The organism is Anaeromonas frigoriresistens, from assembly GCF_016820655.1.
GTDB classification, from domain to species: domain Bacteria; phylum Bacillota; class Clostridia; order Tissierellales; family SIT17; genus Anaeromonas; species Anaeromonas frigoriresistens.
On record NZ_WSFT01000053.1, the window covers coordinates 96,829 to 113,744 of the forward strand.

A 16,916-nucleotide genomic window follows, 5' to 3' on the forward strand; every position below is an offset into this window, starting at 1 on the left:
TAGGAGGATTAAGATGGCTGTAACATATGAACTTATAAAAGAAGAAAAAAACACAAAAGCACGATTAGGAAAATTGTATACTCCTCATGGGGTAATTGAAACTCCAATATTTATGCCAGTGGGAACTAAGGCCACAGTAAAGGCTATGACACCAGAAGAATTGAAAGATATGCAGGCTCAAATAATATTAAGTAATACATATCATTTATATCTTAAACCAGGACATGAGTTAATAGAAGAAGCCGGTGGTCTTCATAAATTTATGAATTGGGATAGACCGATACTTACTGATAGTGGTGGTTTTCAAGTTTTTAGTTTAGGTGAGCTAAGAGAAATAAAAGAAGAGGGAGTACATTTTAGGTCTCATATTGATGGGTCCAAACACTTTATTAGTCCAGAAAAATCCATAGAGATACAGAATTCATTAGGTTCAGATATAGCTATGGCATTTGATGAATGCCCTCCTTATCCAGCTTCTAGAGAGTATGTAAAAAAATCATTAGAGAGAACAACAAGATGGGCAAAGAGATGCCAAGAAGCTCATAAAAAACCTGATACTCAAGCAATTTTTGGAATCGTTCAAGGTGGAATGTATAAAGACTTAAGAGAACAGAGCGTAAAAGAAATAACAGAATTAGATTTTCCAGGATATGCAGTAGGAGGACTTAGTGTAGGAGAACCTGCTGATATAATGTATGAAGTATTAGATTATACAGTTCCATTATTACCTAAAGATAAAGCAAGATATTTAATGGGGGTGGGAACTCCAGATTATCTATTTGAAGCTGTAATACGAGGAATTGATATGGCAGATTGTGTACTTCCAACTAGAATTGCAAGAAATGGAACTGTTATAACTAGTAGAGGAAAATTAGTAGTAAAAAATGCAAAGTATGCAAAAGACTTTACACCTTTAGATCCTGAGTGTGATTGTTATGCATGTAAAAACTATACTAGAGCATATGTAAGACATCTATTTAAAGCAAATGAGATACTAGCATCAAGATTAACTACAACTCATAATCTATACTTCTTAATAAAACTTATGGAAAACATAAGAGAAGCAATAAAAGAAGATAGATTATTAGAGTATAGAGAAGAATTTTATAAAAAGTATGGATATGATTTATAGAATTAAAGGGTTTTTAAAGTTTTTGTAGAATACTAAATAGTGATACAAATATATATTATATTTGAAAGGGGTGTATACAATGGTAGATACGTTGAGAGCATTAATTCTTCCCATTGGTTTTTTAGCAATTTTTTATTTTCTTTTAATTAGACCACAACAAAAGAAGGATAAAAAAATTAAAGAAATGAGAAATAATCTTCAAGTAGGAGACAAGATTACTACTATCGGTGGAATAATTGGTAAGATTGTGAAAATCAAAGAAGATGATGTAACTATAGAAATTGGATCTGACAAGACAAAATTTGAAGTTAAGAAGTGGGCAATAGGAAACAATATAAACGAATAAAAAAAGATTGGTTTAAACCAATCTTTTTTTATTGTAATTAAACACACCTAACTTTTTTTGTTGGCATAAAACAAAAATAATAGCATATGTATTGATTAAGGGTAGGAGGTGTTCGTGTGAATAGTAATAAAACATCTATTAATTATGGGGTATTATTAGGAAAGAGCTTGATCTTAAGCTTTATTGTAACTTTAATCTTCTTTGTTTTATTTACATTAATATTAACTTATACTAAACTATCGGAGAACTTGATACCATTAATTGATTCAATAATTTTAATAATATCGATAAGTCTTGGAGCCATTAAAATGTCGATAAATACTAGTAAAAGAGGATTTTTAAATGGAGGAGTAGTAGGTTTAGTATATATCGTTATTCTTATCATATTTAGTATGATATTTATGAAGGATTTCCAATTCTCTACGTATACTCTGACTAAACTCATTATCGGTTTGGTAACCGGGATATTAGCAGGAATGATAGGAGTGAACTTAAAATAAAACTTTATAGGAAATATACTTTGTGATATAATTTAAACGTAAATTATGGATTAGGAGGTATCTTATGAAACATATTAAAACATTAAGTAGTAAAAACCTAAAAAACACTATAGTAAATGGCGGCTGTGGAGAATGTCAAACCTCTTGTCAATCAGCATGTAAAACATCATGTACCGTAGGAAATCAAATTTGCGAAAATACTAAGTAATAAAAAAGTAGTGGTTAATCACTACTTTTTTATCGTTTAGCATTTTTATATGAAATTAAACCAAAAGTTCAATCTATAAATATATTGAAGATATAGGATGTTTACTATAAAATAGATATTATCAGAATATGGGAGGAAGAAAATGAGAAACTTACATAAGTTTAAGCAGAATGATAAGAATGTAGTACTTGATATAAACAGTGGGTCAGTTCATGTGGTTGATGAATTGATATGGGATATGATTGATTTGTATGTGGAAAAAGCTTTAGAAGAAATATATGAGATATTATCATCTAAGTATGATACTGATCTAATAAAAGAAGGTTATGAGGAAGTTAAAGAGCTTGAAGAAAATGGTATTTTATTTACTGAGGATAGTTATATAAAAGATATTAAATTCAATGAAGAAAAAATAGTAAAAGCTCTATGCTTACATATAGCTCACGACTGTAACTTGAAGTGTGAATACTGTTTTGCTTCTCAAGGAGATTTTGATGGGGACAAGTCCTTTATGAGTTTAGAGGTAGGTAAAAAGGCATTAGACTATCTAGTAAATAATTCAGGAAATAGAAGAAATTTAGAAGTAGACTTCTTTGGTGGAGAACCTTTAATGAACTTTGATGTAGTAAAAGAATTAGTACACTATGGTAGAACCTTAGAAGAAGAATATAATAAAAACTTTAGATTTACCATAACTACAAATGGTTTATTATTAGATGAAGATAAGATGAATTTCATTAATGAGCATATGTCTAATGTGGTATTAAGTTTAGATGGAAGAAAAGATGTTAATGATAATATGAGAAAGACAATTAATGGAGAAGGTAGCTTTGATATCATAGTTCCCAAATTTTTAGAAATGGTAAAATTAAGAGGGGATAAAGATTACTATGTAAGAGGTACATTTACTTCAAAAAATCTTGATTTTTCTAAGGACATAAAGGAATTATATAATATTGGATTTAAAAGTGTATCAGTTGAACCAGTGGTGACTGAACCTACCCAAGAGTATGCTATATTAGAAGAACATATCGGAGATATATTAAAAGAGTATGATAAGTTATCAAAGGATTATATCAATATTAAAAGAAAAGATGAAGAATTTAATTTCTTCCATTTTACAATAGATCTAAATCAAGGCCCATGTGCTATTAAAAGAGTATCAGGCTGTGGTGCCGGGGTAGAATATCTAGCTGTTACACCAGAAGGGGATTTATATCCTTGTCATCAATTTGTTGGAGATGAACATTTTAAGCTTGGTACTTTAGATACTGGAATTCAAAACAATAAATTAGTAGATGAATTTAATAAAGCAAATGTATATAACAAAGATGAGTGTAATGATTGTTGGGCAAGATTCTATTGTAGTGGTGGTTGTCATGCTAATGCATATAACTTCAATAATGATATAATGAAACCATTTAAAATTGGGTGTGAAATGGAAAAGAAAAGAATAGAAAGTTCAATTTCTATACTAGCGAATCTTAATGATTAGGAGGAGATAAAATGATAAAAAACTATAAAGAAAAAAAGCCTATAATTGATAAAAGTTGTTTTATAGCAGAAAGCGCCGATGTTATCGGAGATGTAACAATTGGGAAAAATTCGAGTGTATGGTATAACTGCGTTTTAAGAGCTGATGGTAATAAAATTGAGATAGGGGAAAATACAAATGTACAGGATGGAACAATAATGCATATAGAGGATAATTACCCTACTATAATAGGAGATAATGTTACTATAGGTCATAAAGCAATAGTACATGCATGTACATTAAAGAATAATGTTTTAATTGGAATGGGTGCTATTATATTAAATGGAGCTATCATAGAAGAAAATGTTCTTGTAGGAGCAGGAAGTGTTGTTACACCAGGGAAAAGATTCCCATCAGGAACTCTTGTATTAGGATCCCCTGCTAAGGTTGTAAGGGATTTAACTGAAGAAGAAATAAAGAGCTTACAAGATTCTGCAGACCATTATGTGAAACTTTCTCAAGGACATAAATAAATATTTAAGTAAGTATAAAGATTATATTTATTTACTTAATCAAAAGATAAATAGTACAAGTATTAAATTTTTGATATAATAGTTATTATCATAAATTAAGGAGGCAAATATATGAATGGGAAAAAATTGATTATTTTCCTTTTAATAGTTTCATTAGTAGTGCTAGGGGGATATATTGCAGCTAATGGTCTAAACTTAGGAAAGTACGAGATTGAGCCGGTGAGAGAGTCTATTAATTTAGGACTAGACTTAGAAGGTGGAGTATATGTTGTTTTGGAAGCTCAAACTGATGCAACTGGTGATGAATTAAATCAAAAAATGCAAGAGGCAAAATCCATTATTGATCAAAGGGTTAATGGATTAGGAGTAACAGAACCAAATATTGTTATCGAAAGTGATAATAGAATTAGAGTAGAACTTCCAGGTCTTAAAAATACTCAAGAAGCTTTAGATATGATAGGAAAGACTGCAGAGCTTCAGTTCATTGATTCTGAAGGTAATATTATTGTTACTGGTAAGAATGTAGAGGAATCTGAACCAATGTATATTGAAAATCAAGTTACTGGAAAGAAGGAAGCTGCAGTATCATTAAATTTTGACTCAGAAGGAGCGGAGTTATTTAGAGAAGGTACTGAGAGAGCCATGGCAAAGCCTGTGGGTGATGGAAGGATAATAAGCATAGTATTAGATGGTAAGGAGATTTCAGCTCCAGCGGTTAGTAGTGTTATAAACAATGGTGAAGCTTCTATTGAAGGCGGTTTCGATATTGAATACGCAACAGAACTTGCAACATTGATTAGAGCAGGTGCACTACCAGTAGAGATGGAAGAGGTTCAAGCTTCTGTAATAGGACCTACTTTAGGATTAACATCTCTTGACAAATCAATATATGCAGGTATTATTGGAATAATTTTAATATTTATATTTATGCTATTATTCTATAGAATTCCAGGCCTGGTATCTGTTATAGCTTTAAGTATATATATTATGATGGTACTATTTACAATGGTTAGTTTAAAGGCTACTTTAACCTTGCCTGGTATAGCTGGATTAATTTTATCTATTGGTATGGCAGTAGATGCTAATGTTGTAATATTTGAGCGTGTTAAAGAGGAGATTAGAGCAGGTAAGTCATTAAGATCTTCTGTTGACTCAGGATTTAAAAAAGCATTATCAACTGTTTTAGATGCTAATATAACTACCCTTATTGCAGGTATAGTTTTGTTTAGTTTTGGTACAGGACCTATCAAAGGATTTGCAGTAACTTTAATAATAGGTATTATCGCCTCTATGATTACAGCGGTGGTTGTTACTAGATTATTATTAAAATTATTTATTGGAATGAATATAACTAAGAATACAAAATTATTCGTAGCATAGGGGGGAGAAAATTGAATTTACAAATTATTGAAAAGAGAAATATATTTTTTATAATATCATCAATAGTTATCTTGATTGGAATAGTAATGATGATGATCAGTGGGCTTAACTTTGGAATTGATTTCACTGGTGGTACCCATATTCAGATAGATCTAGGTGAAACAATTCCAGTAAAAGAAATTAGAGAGATTACAGATGAATTTGATAAAAATGCTGACGTTATTCATGCAGGAGATGAAAGAAATCAAGTTATTATTAAAACTGCTAAAAGTTTAAATAGTGATGAAAGAATTGAAGTATTTAATCAGTTTAAAGAAAAATACAATTTAGAAGCTGATGAACCTATGATGTCTGAACAATTTGGACCCTCTATAGGGAAAGAGATAAGAAATAAAGCCTTATTAGCTATAGTAATAGCTACAATAGGTATGCTTATATATATTACTTTTAGATTTGAATTTAAATTTGGTATTTCAGCTATTTTGGCATTAATTCATGACATATTAATTGCTCTTGCTGTATATGCAATTTTTAAATTGCCAGTTAATTCATCCTTTGTAGCTGCAATGTTAACTATTGTGGGATACTCTATAAATGATACAATAGTGGTTTTCGATAGAATAAGGGAAAATCAAAAGCTATTTAAAAAGACAGAATATAATAAATTAATTGATACCAGTGTATCTCAAACAATTGTAAGATCAATAAATACATCTTTTACTACATTATTAGCAATTGCATGTCTTTATATCTTTGGAGTAGAGGCTATAAAAGACTTTGCTCTACCATTGATTGTAGGGGTAGTAGTAGGTACTTATTCATCAATTTTCATTGCAAGTCCAGTATGGTATCTCTTAAAAGTAAAAGCAAAATAAAATCTCAGGGTTTCCTGAGATTTTTTTTACCAAAAATGACTAGAAAAATAGATATAACTATAATTTATTCTCATAATATCATTAAATTAATTAATATCACTATTTTTAGGGTAAATTAATAATAGAGTAAATATGGTTAAGGTAGGTTATTTATGATTAAAAATAAATTTAATAAAATGCAGAGATATAAACAAATCTCAGATATACTTAGAAAATATGGGTTTAGTATGATAGCTGAAAAATTACATAATAAAGGTATAATAAAAAAAGTATTCTTTAAAAGATCTAGTAAATTAAGTGAAGATTTTAGTAAACCTGAAAGGATACGAATGGCTTTAGAAGAATTAGGGCCTACATATATAAAACTAGGACAATTACTAAGTACTAGATATGATCTCTTGCCAGAGAATATAGTTGAAGAACTTTCGAAATTACAAGATAACGTATCTGTATTTCCATGGGAAATGGCTGAGAAAATATTTATAGAAGAGACGGGATTAAATATTGAAGAAGTATTTTTGAAATTTGATAAAACACCTATTGCAGCAGCATCTATAGGTCAGGCATATAGAGGTACTCTTAAATCAGGAGAAAATATAGTAGTAAAACTAAGAAGGCCTAATATAGATAAAATAATCTCAAGAGATTTAGATATATTAGAGACAATAGCTGGTATTTTAGATGATTATTTAGTAAAGAAAAATGTAGTGAGATTTCGAGAGGTACTTAATGATTTTTCTATAACAATAAATAGAGAATTGGACTATACTATTGAAGCACAAAACTATGAAAACTTTCGAGAAACTTTTAAAGATAATAATAATATAATTATACCAAAAGTATTTTGGAAATTTACAACTAAAAAAGTAATAATAACTTCAGAGATAAATGGACTAAAAATAAGTAATATTAAAGAAATTAATAATAGAAAATATGATAAAGAAAAAATTGCATTTAATATAGCAAAACTTTATATGGAACAAGTATTTTTACATGGTTTTTTTCATGGGGATCCTCATCCTGGTAATTTATTTGTAGTGAATGAAGATAAAATTGGATTTGTGGATTTTGGAATAGTAGGTTACTTAGATGATGAAAGTATGAAATTATTGATATTATTATTAAGGTCTTCAGTACATAAAAACTCAGATAAAATAGTGGAAGTTTTATATAAAATGGATAGTATCCCTAAAGAAACGAATTTGATGCTTTTTAAAAGAGATATTAATTATGCATTAAATTATTATTATAATGTTCCTTTTGATAAGCTTAGGTTTAGTGATGCTTTAAATGATGTATTAAGAATAGCTTTTAAACATAAAGTACGGGTGCCTAGTCAACTGATACTATTAATAAAGGCCATAATAACTATAGAAGGTACAGGTAAAAGATTAAATCCTAGGTTTAACCTTACAGATGTATCAAAAGATTTACTAGAAGAAATAAGACGGGATAAGTTAAGTCCTAAAAAAATATTTAAAAATACATATAATACAATATATGATGGATTGGATGATATTAAAGAAATACCCGGGATGCTAAATAATATATTGTATAAAATTGATAAAGATAAAGTAAACATTACAATGAATCATGAAGGAATAGATGAAATAAAAAGAGAATTAAATACAGTATCAAATAAGCTATCAATAAGTCTTATAATAGCAGCTATAATAATAGGTTCTTCAACTATAATACAATCTAAGACTGGGCCTGAAATCTTAGGGATGTCTGGAATTGGATTAATAGGATTTTTAATAGCTGGTATAATGGGGATTATTTTAGCTCTATCTATAATTTTTCATTCTTGGGGAAATAAAAAATAAAAGGAGGATTACATATGCAATTAGGATTCATTGTGTCATTATTATTCGCTATTCTTATTACAGTATTTGCATTACAGAACTCTGATGTAGTAAATATTAACTTTTTATTTACAAACATACCAGTATCCCAAGCCTTAGTAATCTTTATATCAGCGGCTTTTGGAGCAATTATTGTGACGATTTTAGGATTGTTTAGACAGTTAAAATTAACTAAGAAAATCAAAGATCAGAAGCATGAAATTAGTAAATTAAAAGAAGAGAATACAAAGCTACAAGAAATAAATAGTATAGCAGAATCTCCTGTTGAAACCCTTGAAAATGATACTAAAGATGATATATTAGTTAACGAAGAAAACACAGAAAATATATCAGCTGAAAACTTAGATAATAAAAAGAATGATAACTTAAGTTGAATATAATCCATCTATTAGCTATAATATTATATGTGTTTTTAAAATATTGTAGGTGAATTATATGAGAAAAAATGATGAAAAGTTTTTGAAGGTTTTACAACAAGAAAAAAGTGATATACAAAGAATTTCCCAAGAATTGAAAATATCTCCATTAGTATCTAGAGTTTTATTTAATAGAGGAATAAAAGATAATCAGGAAATAATTAAGTTTTTAGATCCTGATTATAATTATTTTTATGATCCTTATTTATTAAATGATATGGGTAAAGCTACTGATAGAATACTAGAAGCTATAGAGCTAGATAATACTATATGGATTTATGGTGACTATGATGTAGATGGCGTAACAAGTACCTCATTGCTTGTTACTTTTTTATCTCAAATTGGAATTGAAGTAAGGTATTACATACCAGATCGTCACACAGAAGGTTATGGGGTTAATAAAGATGCTATCAAATATATTTATGAAAATAAAGGGGATCTTATAATAACAGTAGATTGTGGTATAACTTCTGTTGAAGAGGTTGAATACTGCAATGAATTAGGAATGGACATTATTATAACTGACCACCATACCTGCGGAGATATACTTCCTAATGCTATAGCTGTTATAAACCCTAATAGAGAAGACAGTAATTATCCTTTTAAAAAATTAGCTGGAGTAGGAGTAGCGTTTAAGCTTGTACAGTCAATTAGTAAGGCGTTAAAAATTGATATTGACTACTCTTTACTTCTTCCAATTGTTGCTATAGGAACAGTTGCAGATGTAGTTTCTTTAATGGATGAAAATAGACTAATAGTGAAAAAAGGTTTGGAATTGATTAAGGAAACTCCTAATCTAGGGATACAAGCCTTACTTGAAGTTACTGGGTTGAAAGATAAAGATATTACTAGTGGTCATATAGGTTTTGTAATAGGTCCAAGAATAAATGCAGCTGGAAGAATGAACTATGCTACAAAAGGAGTAGAACTATTCACTTCAGATGATTATGAAAAAGCATTAAATATTGCTAGAGAATTAGATGAGGAAAATAAGAACAGACAATTAGTAGAAGGAAAAATACTAGAAGATGCTGAAGAAATTATAAAAAAGAGAAATTTAGAGAAAGATAACGTTATAGTATTAGCATCTAATAACTGGCATCATGGAGTTATAGGTATAGTTAGCTCTAGAATAACTGAAAAATATCATAGACCCTCTGTTCTTATCTCTATTGATGAAAATAAAGAAGGTAGAGGATCTGCAAGAAGTATTTCAACGTTAAATATATATGATGCACTAAAGAATTCAAAAGATCTTTTTTTAGGTTTCGGAGGTCATAAACAGGCTGCGGGATTATCAATTAAAGAAGAAAATATTGAAATTTTTAGAGAAAAAATAAACACTTGGGTTGATAAAGAATTAGAAGAGGAAGATTTTTGTCAAGAGATAGTTATCGATTCAACAGTAGAAGTAGATGATATAAGCTTAAACACAGTAAATGAACTAAAAAAACTTGCTCCTTTTGGTATGGGTAATTCTAGTCCAATTTTTTTATTTGAAGATGCAATAGTTACAAATATCAAGGGAGTAGGAAAAGATAAAACCCATCTTAAAATGGAAATATTATATAAAGGGATTCAAATTGATGGTATTGGATTTAATTTAGGATATTATGTAGATGATATTTGCAATACTGACTTGATAAATATAATAGGTTCATTAGATATAAATGAATATATGGGAAATAAAAAGGTTCAAATAATGATAAAAGATATTATTAAACCAAAGATAGAATATGATATAGAAAATCGATACTATAATAGCTTGAATGATGTCTTTAGTAAGGGATACAAATTATACTCTAAGGATTTTAATTTTAATAATTTAGATAATAAATTAAATTATTTAATTAAAAAATTAAAAAGTGATAAAAATATAAAAGTATATATTAATAACTTAATCAACTTAAAAAATATATTAAATGCAATGAATAGAGAAGGAAGAGATATATTTAAAAATACCTCTTTTGGATATAGTGAAGAGCAAAAAATACGAAAAAATATAATTATTATAAATCCTACTAATGAAAGCATACTAAAAGAAAAATATGATGAAGTAATATTATATGATTTGCCTTTTATTGAGGAAATATATTATACTATAAGAACTGTTCATGACAATGTGGAGATATTATGTGAAGAAAATGATCTAAATTACAATAAAGAGATGATATCAGAATGGACGCCAAATATTGAAGAATTAAGAAATATATATAAATCATTCTTGACTAATAAATCTTTTAAACTTAATATGATAAAATATATTGATTCTTTAAGAAGTAGGAATATAAATATTAATGTAGTAAAATTACAGTTATCGTTGGATATATTTAAGGAAACTGGATTATTAGATTATAAAAAATTAGATAATAATAATTATTATATTAAAATAAATAAAGTATCATCTAAAGTTAATATTAGTGATGCTCCACTATTGAAAAGTTTGAATAATTATATTTTATAGGATATGGAGGAGGAAAAAAAGTGGACTTAAGAGATAAAATAAGAAATATTAAGGATTTTCCTAAGGAAGGTATTAATTTTAAGGATATAACTACTGTTTTAAAAGATAAAGAGGCTTTCAATTATTGCATTAATGCATTAGCAGAAATAGCAAAAGAGGTAGAATATGATATTGTAGTAGGTCCTGAAGCAAGAGGGTTTCTAGTAGGAGCACCCTTAGCATACGCTACAAAAGCTGGATTTGTACCGGTAAGAAAACCAGGCAAATTACCAGCAGATACTTACAGTTATGAATATGAGTTAGAATATGGAACGGATACATTAGAAATTCATAAAGATGCTATAAATCCTGGAGACAAAGTAATTATAGCAGATGATTTATTAGCTACCGGTGGAACAGTTCAATCTACTATAAATATGATTGAAAAATTAGGTGGAGAAGTGGTAGGTGTTTACTTCATGATTGAATTAGAGTTCTTAAAAGGTATCGAAAAATTAGAAGGGTACAATGTTAAATCATTAATAAAATATTAAATGCACTTAGGTGCATTTTTTTATACAATTTGTACAAGAATTTTAATAGTAAATTGTAGTTTTTAAAATTCACAATAATAAAATAATATACTATAATAATCTTAAATAGAGTTAGGAACTATTTACTTTTGACTTCCTATTCTATGTGGTATACTATTAGTATTATTAAATTTTGACAGTAGAGAAGGTGGGTTAGTTGTCATTAGAAAGACTACTAGATAAAATAAAACAATATAACCCTCAAGGTGATTTAGAGAAGGTTGAAAAGGCCTTCTATTTTGCTAAGTCCGCCCATGAGGGGCAGCTTAGAAATTCCGGTGAAGAATTCTTTATTCATCCTGTTAATGTTGCGATGATTTTAGCTGATATAAATATGGATATAAATACTATAGTGGCTGGTCTACTTCATGATGTTATCGAAGATACCGAAAATACCTATGATAATGTTATGGAAGAATTTGGAGAAGAAGTTGCTAATCTAGTAGATGGTGTTACTAAGCTTAAAAAAATTAAGTATAGTACAAAAGAAGAAAGATTAGCTGAAAATTTAAGGAAAATGGTCATTGCTATGGCTAAAGATATCAGAGTTATTATAATAAAACTGACTGATAGACTCCATAATATGAGAACGCTAGAATATATGTCTGACGAGAAGAAAAAAGAAAAGGCATTGGAGACTCTTGAGATTTATGCACCTATAGCCAATAGATTGGGTATATTTAGAATTAAATGGGAACTAGAAGATATATCTTTAAGATATATTGATCCTGAAGGATATTATGATTTAGTAGATAAAGTTTCTAAAAAGAGAAAAGAGAGAGAAGAATACATCAATCAAGTTATTGAAAAATTAAAAGTAAATCTAGATGATGTTAATATAGAGTGTGAAATAAGCGGTAGACCTAAACATTTTTATAGTATATATAGAAAAATGGTATATCAAAACAAAGTATTTGAACAAATTTTTGACTTAACTGCTATAAGAGTAATAGTAGATTCAGTTAAAGACTGTTATGGTGCTTTAGGAATTGTTCATACTTTATGGAAACCAATACCTGGTAGATTTAAAGACTATATAGCAATGCCCAAACCAAATATGTATCAATCATTGCATACTACTTTAATCGGTCCAAATGGGGAAACCTTCGAGATTCAAATAAGGACTTGGGATATGCATAGGACTGCTGAATACGGTATTGCAGCCCATTGGAAGTATAAAGAAGGAAATACTGAAGATAGTGATTTTGATAAAAAGTTGACTTGGTTAAGACAAATGCTTGAATGGCAAAAAGAAATGAAAGATCCTAAAGAATTTATGGAATCTTTAAGAATAGATTTATTTAATAATGAAGTATTTGTGTTTACGCCTAAGGGAGATGTAATAAATTTACCTGCTGGATCTACCCCTATAGATTTTGCTTATAGAGTTCATACTGCTGTTGGTAATACCTGTGTAGGAGCAAAGGTAAACGGTAGAATTGTCCCCCTTGATTATAAACTTAAAAACGGAAATATAGTTACTGTACTAACTTCTCCTAATAGTAATGGACCTAGTAGAGATTGGCTAAAAATAGTAAAGAGTAGCCATGCCAAAAGTAAAATCAAACAATGGTATAAGAAGGAAGAGAGATCTCAAAATATTATTAAAGGGAAAGATAAGTTAGAAAAAGATATTAAAAGACAGGGATATAAAATTACTGAGATATTGAAGGAAGAGTGGTTAGAAAGAGTTGCTGATAAACTAAGCTTTAGTAATGTAGATGATCTATATGCAGCTTTAGGATATGGAAATATCTCTTTAGCACAAATCACTACAAAGCTTAAAGAATATCATAAGGAATATTATAAGATTTCCGATGAAGAAGAGCATCTTAATAATCAATTAAAGATTAGAAAAAATAAAAAACCTGTCCAAGGGGTTAAAATAAGCGGTATAGACAATGTTAAGGTAAGGTTTGCAAAGTGTTGTAATCCTGTACCTGGAGATGATATTAAAGGATATATTACTAGAGGTAGAGGAGTATCAGTCCATAGGAGTGACTGTCCAAACATATTAGATTTAGGTAAAGATCAAAGATTCATAGAAGTGGATTGGGATACAGAAGATAAAGTATCCTATCAAGCAGAAATCCAAGTCAAAGGGACTGATAGACCAGGACTCTTATCGGAGGTAACTAAATTGCTTTCTGATGCAAATTTATTAGTATCATCTTTAAATGCTAGAACAAATAAAGAGAAATTAGCAATAGTTAATCTTACGCTAGAAATCAAAGATGTAGAACAACTTAATGATTTAATAAAGAAGCTTAAGAGAATCAAAGGTGTTATTGATGTATATAGAGTAATAACATAGAGGTGATAATAAATGAGGGCTGTTATTCAAAGAGTAAGTACAGCTAAGGTAACTGTAGATAATAATATTTCAGGTGAAATCTCCAAAGGTCTATTAGTACTTTTAGGAATTGGAGAAGAAGATAGTTTAGATGATATAAAGTATCTATCAGATAAGATTATAAATTTAAGAATTTTTGAAGATGAAAATGAGAGAATGAACTTATCGCTTTTAGATATAAAAGGGGAACTATTAATAGTTTCCCAATTTACTTTGTACGGAGACTGTAGAAAAGGAAGAAGACCAAATTTCATGAGTGCAGCTAAACCTAAGGATGCGAATATTCTTTATGAAAAAATTATTTCTACTTGTTCTGAGTATGATATAAATGTTGAATCAGGAGAATTTGGAGCTGATATGAAAGTTGACTTAGTAAATGATGGTCCAGTAACAATATTATTAGATAGTAAAAAGAATTTTTAACTAAGGAGGATTTATATATGATATTAGAAAGACTTCCTTGTGGAGTATATGCAGCAAACTGCTATATAGTTGGTTCACAAAATACAAAGGATGGAATAGTAATAGATCCAGCTGGTGATGTAGATGAAATAATGAGTATCATCAATAAGTATGAGTTAAATATCAAATATATCATATTGACCCATGGACATGGAGATCATATAGGGGGATTAATTGAACTGAAAAAACAAATCAATGCTCCTATATTAATACATGAGTTAGATAAAGAAATGTTGATGAACAAAGATATTAATTTATCTAGCCAAATGCCAATATCTCCTATAGAAGTGAAACCGGATAGATTAATAAAAGATGGCGAAAAATTAAAAATTGGAGATCTTGAAGGGGAATTGATACATACTCCTGGACATACCCCTGGAAGTATTTCAATAAAAATAGATAATAAAATTTTCACAGGGGATACTTTATTTAAAGGATCTATTGGTAGAACGGACTTACCTGGCGGTTCCTTTGATGATATAATTATATCAATTCAAAATAAATTGCTTAAATATGATGACGATATCACTGTATTGTCAGGACATGGCCCCTCTAGTACCATAGGCATCGAAAAGGCAACAAATCCTTTTATAAAAAACTATTAAATTAATGGGGATAATAATATGATAAAAGTATATTTAAATGGTCATAAAAATTCTCATAATATCTATGAGTTATTACGTATACTTATGGAGACTTCAGAAATTGAATTTGTGGATTATGACTCTATCGATAATGAAAATTTATATATTATTAGTAGTTTAGAAGATAATGTTATTAGAACTGAGATTTATAAAGAAGGAAAGTTAATAAGTGATAATATTATTAATGATATAGATAATATTAATATTAGAAGAGACTTTGAAAAGAAAACAAGTGTAGGGACAAAAAAATCCTTATATGAAGCTATTAAAAAAGTAAATAATATCAGTTCTCCATGGGGTATTTTAACAGGAATTAGACCTTCTAAAATTGTTCATGAATTAAGAGAAAAAGGTATTAATAAAGATGAGATCTTTAATATATTAACTGAGCAATATTTGATTGCAAAGGAGAAAGCCCAGTTATTATTAGAAATAACAGAAGTTGAGTCAAAATATCTTTATCCTCTAGATAAAAGTAACTATAATCTATATGTAAGTATACCTTTTTGTCCGACTAAATGTGTCTATTGTTCTTTTCCTTCATATACCCTAGAGAAATGGGAAGATTTAGTAGATAGTTATACAGAGACATTATTATATGAAATAAGACAGATTGCTGAATTAATGAAAGGACAAACAATAAATACTGTTTATATCGGCGGAGGTACACCTACATCGATACCTAAAGAAAATTTGGTGAAGATTATTAGTTCTATAAATGATCTATTTGGAAGAGAGAATATAACTGAATTTACTGTGGAAGCTGGAAGACCAGATACAATTAATGAAGAAATTTTACAAGCTCTAAGAGATAATCATATAGATAGAATAAGTATAAATCCCCAAACGATGAATGGAGAAACCTTGAAATTAATAGGTAGAAATCATAGTCCAAAGGATATAGAAGAAGCTTATATAATAGCTAAAGATAAGGGATTTAAATCTATAAATATGGATATCATTGTAGGGTTACCTGGGGAAGATCTAGAAGATATTAATAATACTATGAATCATTTATCAAAATTAAACCCAGAGAACCTAACAGTTCATACTTTAGCCATAAAGAAGACGTCTAAACTAAATAATGAAAAAGAAAAATATGATATTGCTGAAGGTGAAAAAATAGAAAAAATGCTTAAATTAACTGAAGACTATGCAGCAAGAATGGGTATGAAACCTTATTATATGTATCGACAGAAACAAATCCTTGGTAACTTTGAAAATGTTGGATATGCAAAAGAAGATAAGGAGTGCATATATAATATTTTGATAATGGAAGAAAAACAAACGATAATAGGTGTTGGAGCAGGAGCTATATCTAAAGTGTATTATCCAAGTCAGAATAGGTTAGAAAGGGTACCAAATGTTAAAAGTCTAAAAGATTATATTGATAGAATAGATGAGATGATTGATAGGAAAAGTATCGGGATAAATAATATGTTGACAGCGGAAGCATAATAAACTATAATAGTCTACAATATAAAAATACTGTGAAGAGGAAGAGTAATTGATTTAATTAGTTCCAGAGAGTCGGTGGTAGCTGGGAACCGATACTAATGATTAATGAAGACACCTCAGAGTAGATAATCTGAAATAATACTAGGATTATCCGGTTATCTCCGTTAAGGATCTAATGAGTGGATTATATAATCAACTAGGGTGGTACCACGGGAATCAAAACTCTCGTCCCTT

16 protein-coding genes and 1 other annotated feature (1 of these 17 running past the window's edge) are annotated in these 16,916 nt (G+C 28.9%); all 16 genes read left to right on the plus strand.

What is annotated here, in order from left to right; all coding sequences use genetic code 11:
- Positions 1-13: 13 nt before the first annotated feature.
- The 16 genes from tgt (at position 14) to hemZ (ending at position 16,682) form a co-directional block, all read left to right on the plus strand.
- Complete coding sequence (gene tgt, locus GOQ27_RS14505; RefSeq protein WP_203367600.1) at positions 14-1,132, plus strand: tRNA guanosine(34) transglycosylase Tgt; 1,119 nt, start codon at positions 14-16, stop codon at positions 1,130-1,132.
- A gap of 79 nt (positions 1,133-1,211) precedes the next feature.
- Positions 1,212-1,478: a preprotein translocase subunit YajC gene (gene yajC, locus GOQ27_RS14510; protein WP_203367601.1), complete on the plus strand. Its 267-nt coding sequence runs from the start codon at positions 1,212-1,214 to the stop codon at positions 1,476-1,478.
- 116 nt (positions 1,479-1,594) lie between these two features.
- On the plus strand, positions 1,595-1,978 hold the full coding sequence (locus tag GOQ27_RS14515) for a TIGR04086 family membrane protein (RefSeq protein WP_203367602.1): 384 nt from the start codon (positions 1,595-1,597) through the stop codon (positions 1,976-1,978).
- A gap of 64 nt (positions 1,979-2,042) precedes the next feature.
- A complete protein-coding gene (gene scfA / locus GOQ27_RS14520; RefSeq protein ID WP_203367603.1) occupies positions 2,043-2,186 on the plus strand; it encodes a six-cysteine ranthipeptide SCIFF in 144 nt (47 codons plus the stop codon).
- A gap of 142 nt (positions 2,187-2,328) precedes the next feature.
- On the plus strand, positions 2,329-3,681 hold the full coding sequence (scfB, locus tag GOQ27_RS14525) for a thioether cross-link-forming SCIFF peptide maturase (RefSeq protein WP_203367604.1): 1,353 nt from the start codon (positions 2,329-2,331) through the stop codon (positions 3,679-3,681).
- Between the two features lie 11 nt (positions 3,682-3,692).
- The gene (locus GOQ27_RS14530) at positions 3,693-4,193 is read left to right on the plus strand and encodes a gamma carbonic anhydrase family protein (protein WP_203367605.1); all 501 of its coding nucleotides are present in this window, start codon (positions 3,693-3,695) and stop codon (positions 4,191-4,193) included.
- 111 nt (positions 4,194-4,304) lie between these two features.
- Positions 4,305-5,573, plus strand: coding sequence for a protein translocase subunit SecD (gene secD, locus GOQ27_RS14535; RefSeq protein ID WP_203367606.1), 1,269 nt, complete (start codon positions 4,305-4,307; stop codon positions 5,571-5,573).
- 11 nt (positions 5,574-5,584) lie between these two features.
- A complete protein-coding gene (gene secF, locus GOQ27_RS14540) occupies positions 5,585-6,448 on the plus strand; it encodes a protein translocase subunit SecF (protein ID WP_203367607.1) in 864 nt (287 codons plus the stop codon).
- A gap of 152 nt (positions 6,449-6,600) precedes the next feature.
- Positions 6,601-8,274 (plus strand): ABC1 kinase family protein, encoded by a 1,674-nt coding sequence (locus GOQ27_RS14545; protein WP_203367608.1) that lies wholly within the window; start codon positions 6,601-6,603, stop codon positions 8,272-8,274.
- Between the two features lie 14 nt (positions 8,275-8,288).
- On the plus strand, positions 8,289-8,687 hold the full coding sequence (locus GOQ27_RS14550; protein WP_203367609.1) for a LapA family protein: 399 nt from the start codon (positions 8,289-8,291) through the stop codon (positions 8,685-8,687).
- A gap of 61 nt (positions 8,688-8,748) precedes the next feature.
- Positions 8,749-11,193 (plus strand): single-stranded-DNA-specific exonuclease RecJ, encoded by a 2,445-nt coding sequence (gene recJ / locus GOQ27_RS14555; protein ID WP_203367610.1) that lies wholly within the window; start codon positions 8,749-8,751, stop codon positions 11,191-11,193.
- Between the two features lie 20 nt (positions 11,194-11,213).
- Positions 11,214-11,726: an adenine phosphoribosyltransferase gene (locus tag GOQ27_RS14560; protein WP_203367611.1), complete on the plus strand. Its 513-nt coding sequence runs from the start codon at positions 11,214-11,216 to the stop codon at positions 11,724-11,726.
- Between the two features lie 196 nt (positions 11,727-11,922).
- Positions 11,923-14,079, plus strand: coding sequence for a RelA/SpoT family protein (locus GOQ27_RS14565; protein ID WP_203367612.1), 2,157 nt, complete (start codon positions 11,923-11,925; stop codon positions 14,077-14,079).
- A 12-nt stretch (positions 14,080-14,091) separates the two neighbouring features.
- Positions 14,092-14,541 carry a D-aminoacyl-tRNA deacylase gene (dtd, locus tag GOQ27_RS14570; RefSeq protein ID WP_203367613.1) on the plus strand — a complete coding sequence of 150 codons (450 nt, stop codon included), beginning with the start codon at positions 14,092-14,094 and terminating at the stop codon, positions 14,539-14,541.
- A 17-nt stretch (positions 14,542-14,558) separates the two neighbouring features.
- Positions 14,559-15,185, plus strand: a complete 627-nt coding sequence (locus GOQ27_RS14575) for an MBL fold metallo-hydrolase (RefSeq protein WP_203367614.1) — start codon at positions 14,559-14,561, stop codon at positions 15,183-15,185.
- A gap of 18 nt (positions 15,186-15,203) precedes the next feature.
- Positions 15,204-16,682, plus strand: coding sequence for a coproporphyrinogen dehydrogenase HemZ (hemZ, locus tag GOQ27_RS14580; RefSeq protein ID WP_203367615.1), 1,479 nt, complete (start codon positions 15,204-15,206; stop codon positions 16,680-16,682).
- A 23-nt stretch (positions 16,683-16,705) separates the two neighbouring features.
- Positions 16,706-16,916: a binding site (T-box leader), on the plus strand (it continues 2 nt past the right edge of the window).

Excerpts from the sequence above, each read along its gene's own strand:
- scfB (WP_203367604.1), top strand. The coding sequence starts at position 2,329 with ATGAGAAACTTACATAAGTTTAAGCAGAATGATAAGAATGTAGTACTT.
- scfA (WP_203367603.1), top strand. The coding sequence starts at position 2,043 with ATGAAACATATTAAAACATTAAGTAGTAAAAACCTAAAAAACACTATA.
- GOQ27_RS14550 (WP_203367609.1), top strand. The coding sequence starts at position 8,289 with ATGCAATTAGGATTCATTGTGTCATTATTATTCGCTATTCTTATTACA.
- recJ (WP_203367610.1), top strand. The coding sequence starts at position 8,749 with ATGAGAAAAAATGATGAAAAGTTTTTGAAGGTTTTACAACAAGAAAAA.
- tgt (WP_203367600.1), top strand. The coding sequence starts at position 14 with ATGGCTGTAACATATGAACTTATAAAAGAAGAAAAAAACACAAAAGCA.
- secD (WP_203367606.1), top strand. The coding sequence starts at position 4,305 with ATGAATGGGAAAAAATTGATTATTTTCCTTTTAATAGTTTCATTAGTA.
- yajC (WP_203367601.1), top strand. The coding sequence starts at position 1,212 with ATGGTAGATACGTTGAGAGCATTAATTCTTCCCATTGGTTTTTTAGCA.
- GOQ27_RS14545 (WP_203367608.1), top strand. The coding sequence starts at position 6,601 with ATGATTAAAAATAAATTTAATAAAATGCAGAGATATAAACAAATCTCA.
- dtd (WP_203367613.1), top strand. The coding sequence starts at position 14,092 with ATGAGGGCTGTTATTCAAAGAGTAAGTACAGCTAAGGTAACTGTAGAT.
- GOQ27_RS14575 (WP_203367614.1), top strand. The coding sequence starts at position 14,559 with ATGATATTAGAAAGACTTCCTTGTGGAGTATATGCAGCAAACTGCTAT.
- hemZ (WP_203367615.1), top strand. The coding sequence starts at position 15,204 with ATGATAAAAGTATATTTAAATGGTCATAAAAATTCTCATAATATCTAT.
- GOQ27_RS14530 (WP_203367605.1), top strand. The coding sequence starts at position 3,693 with ATGATAAAAAACTATAAAGAAAAAAAGCCTATAATTGATAAAAGTTGT.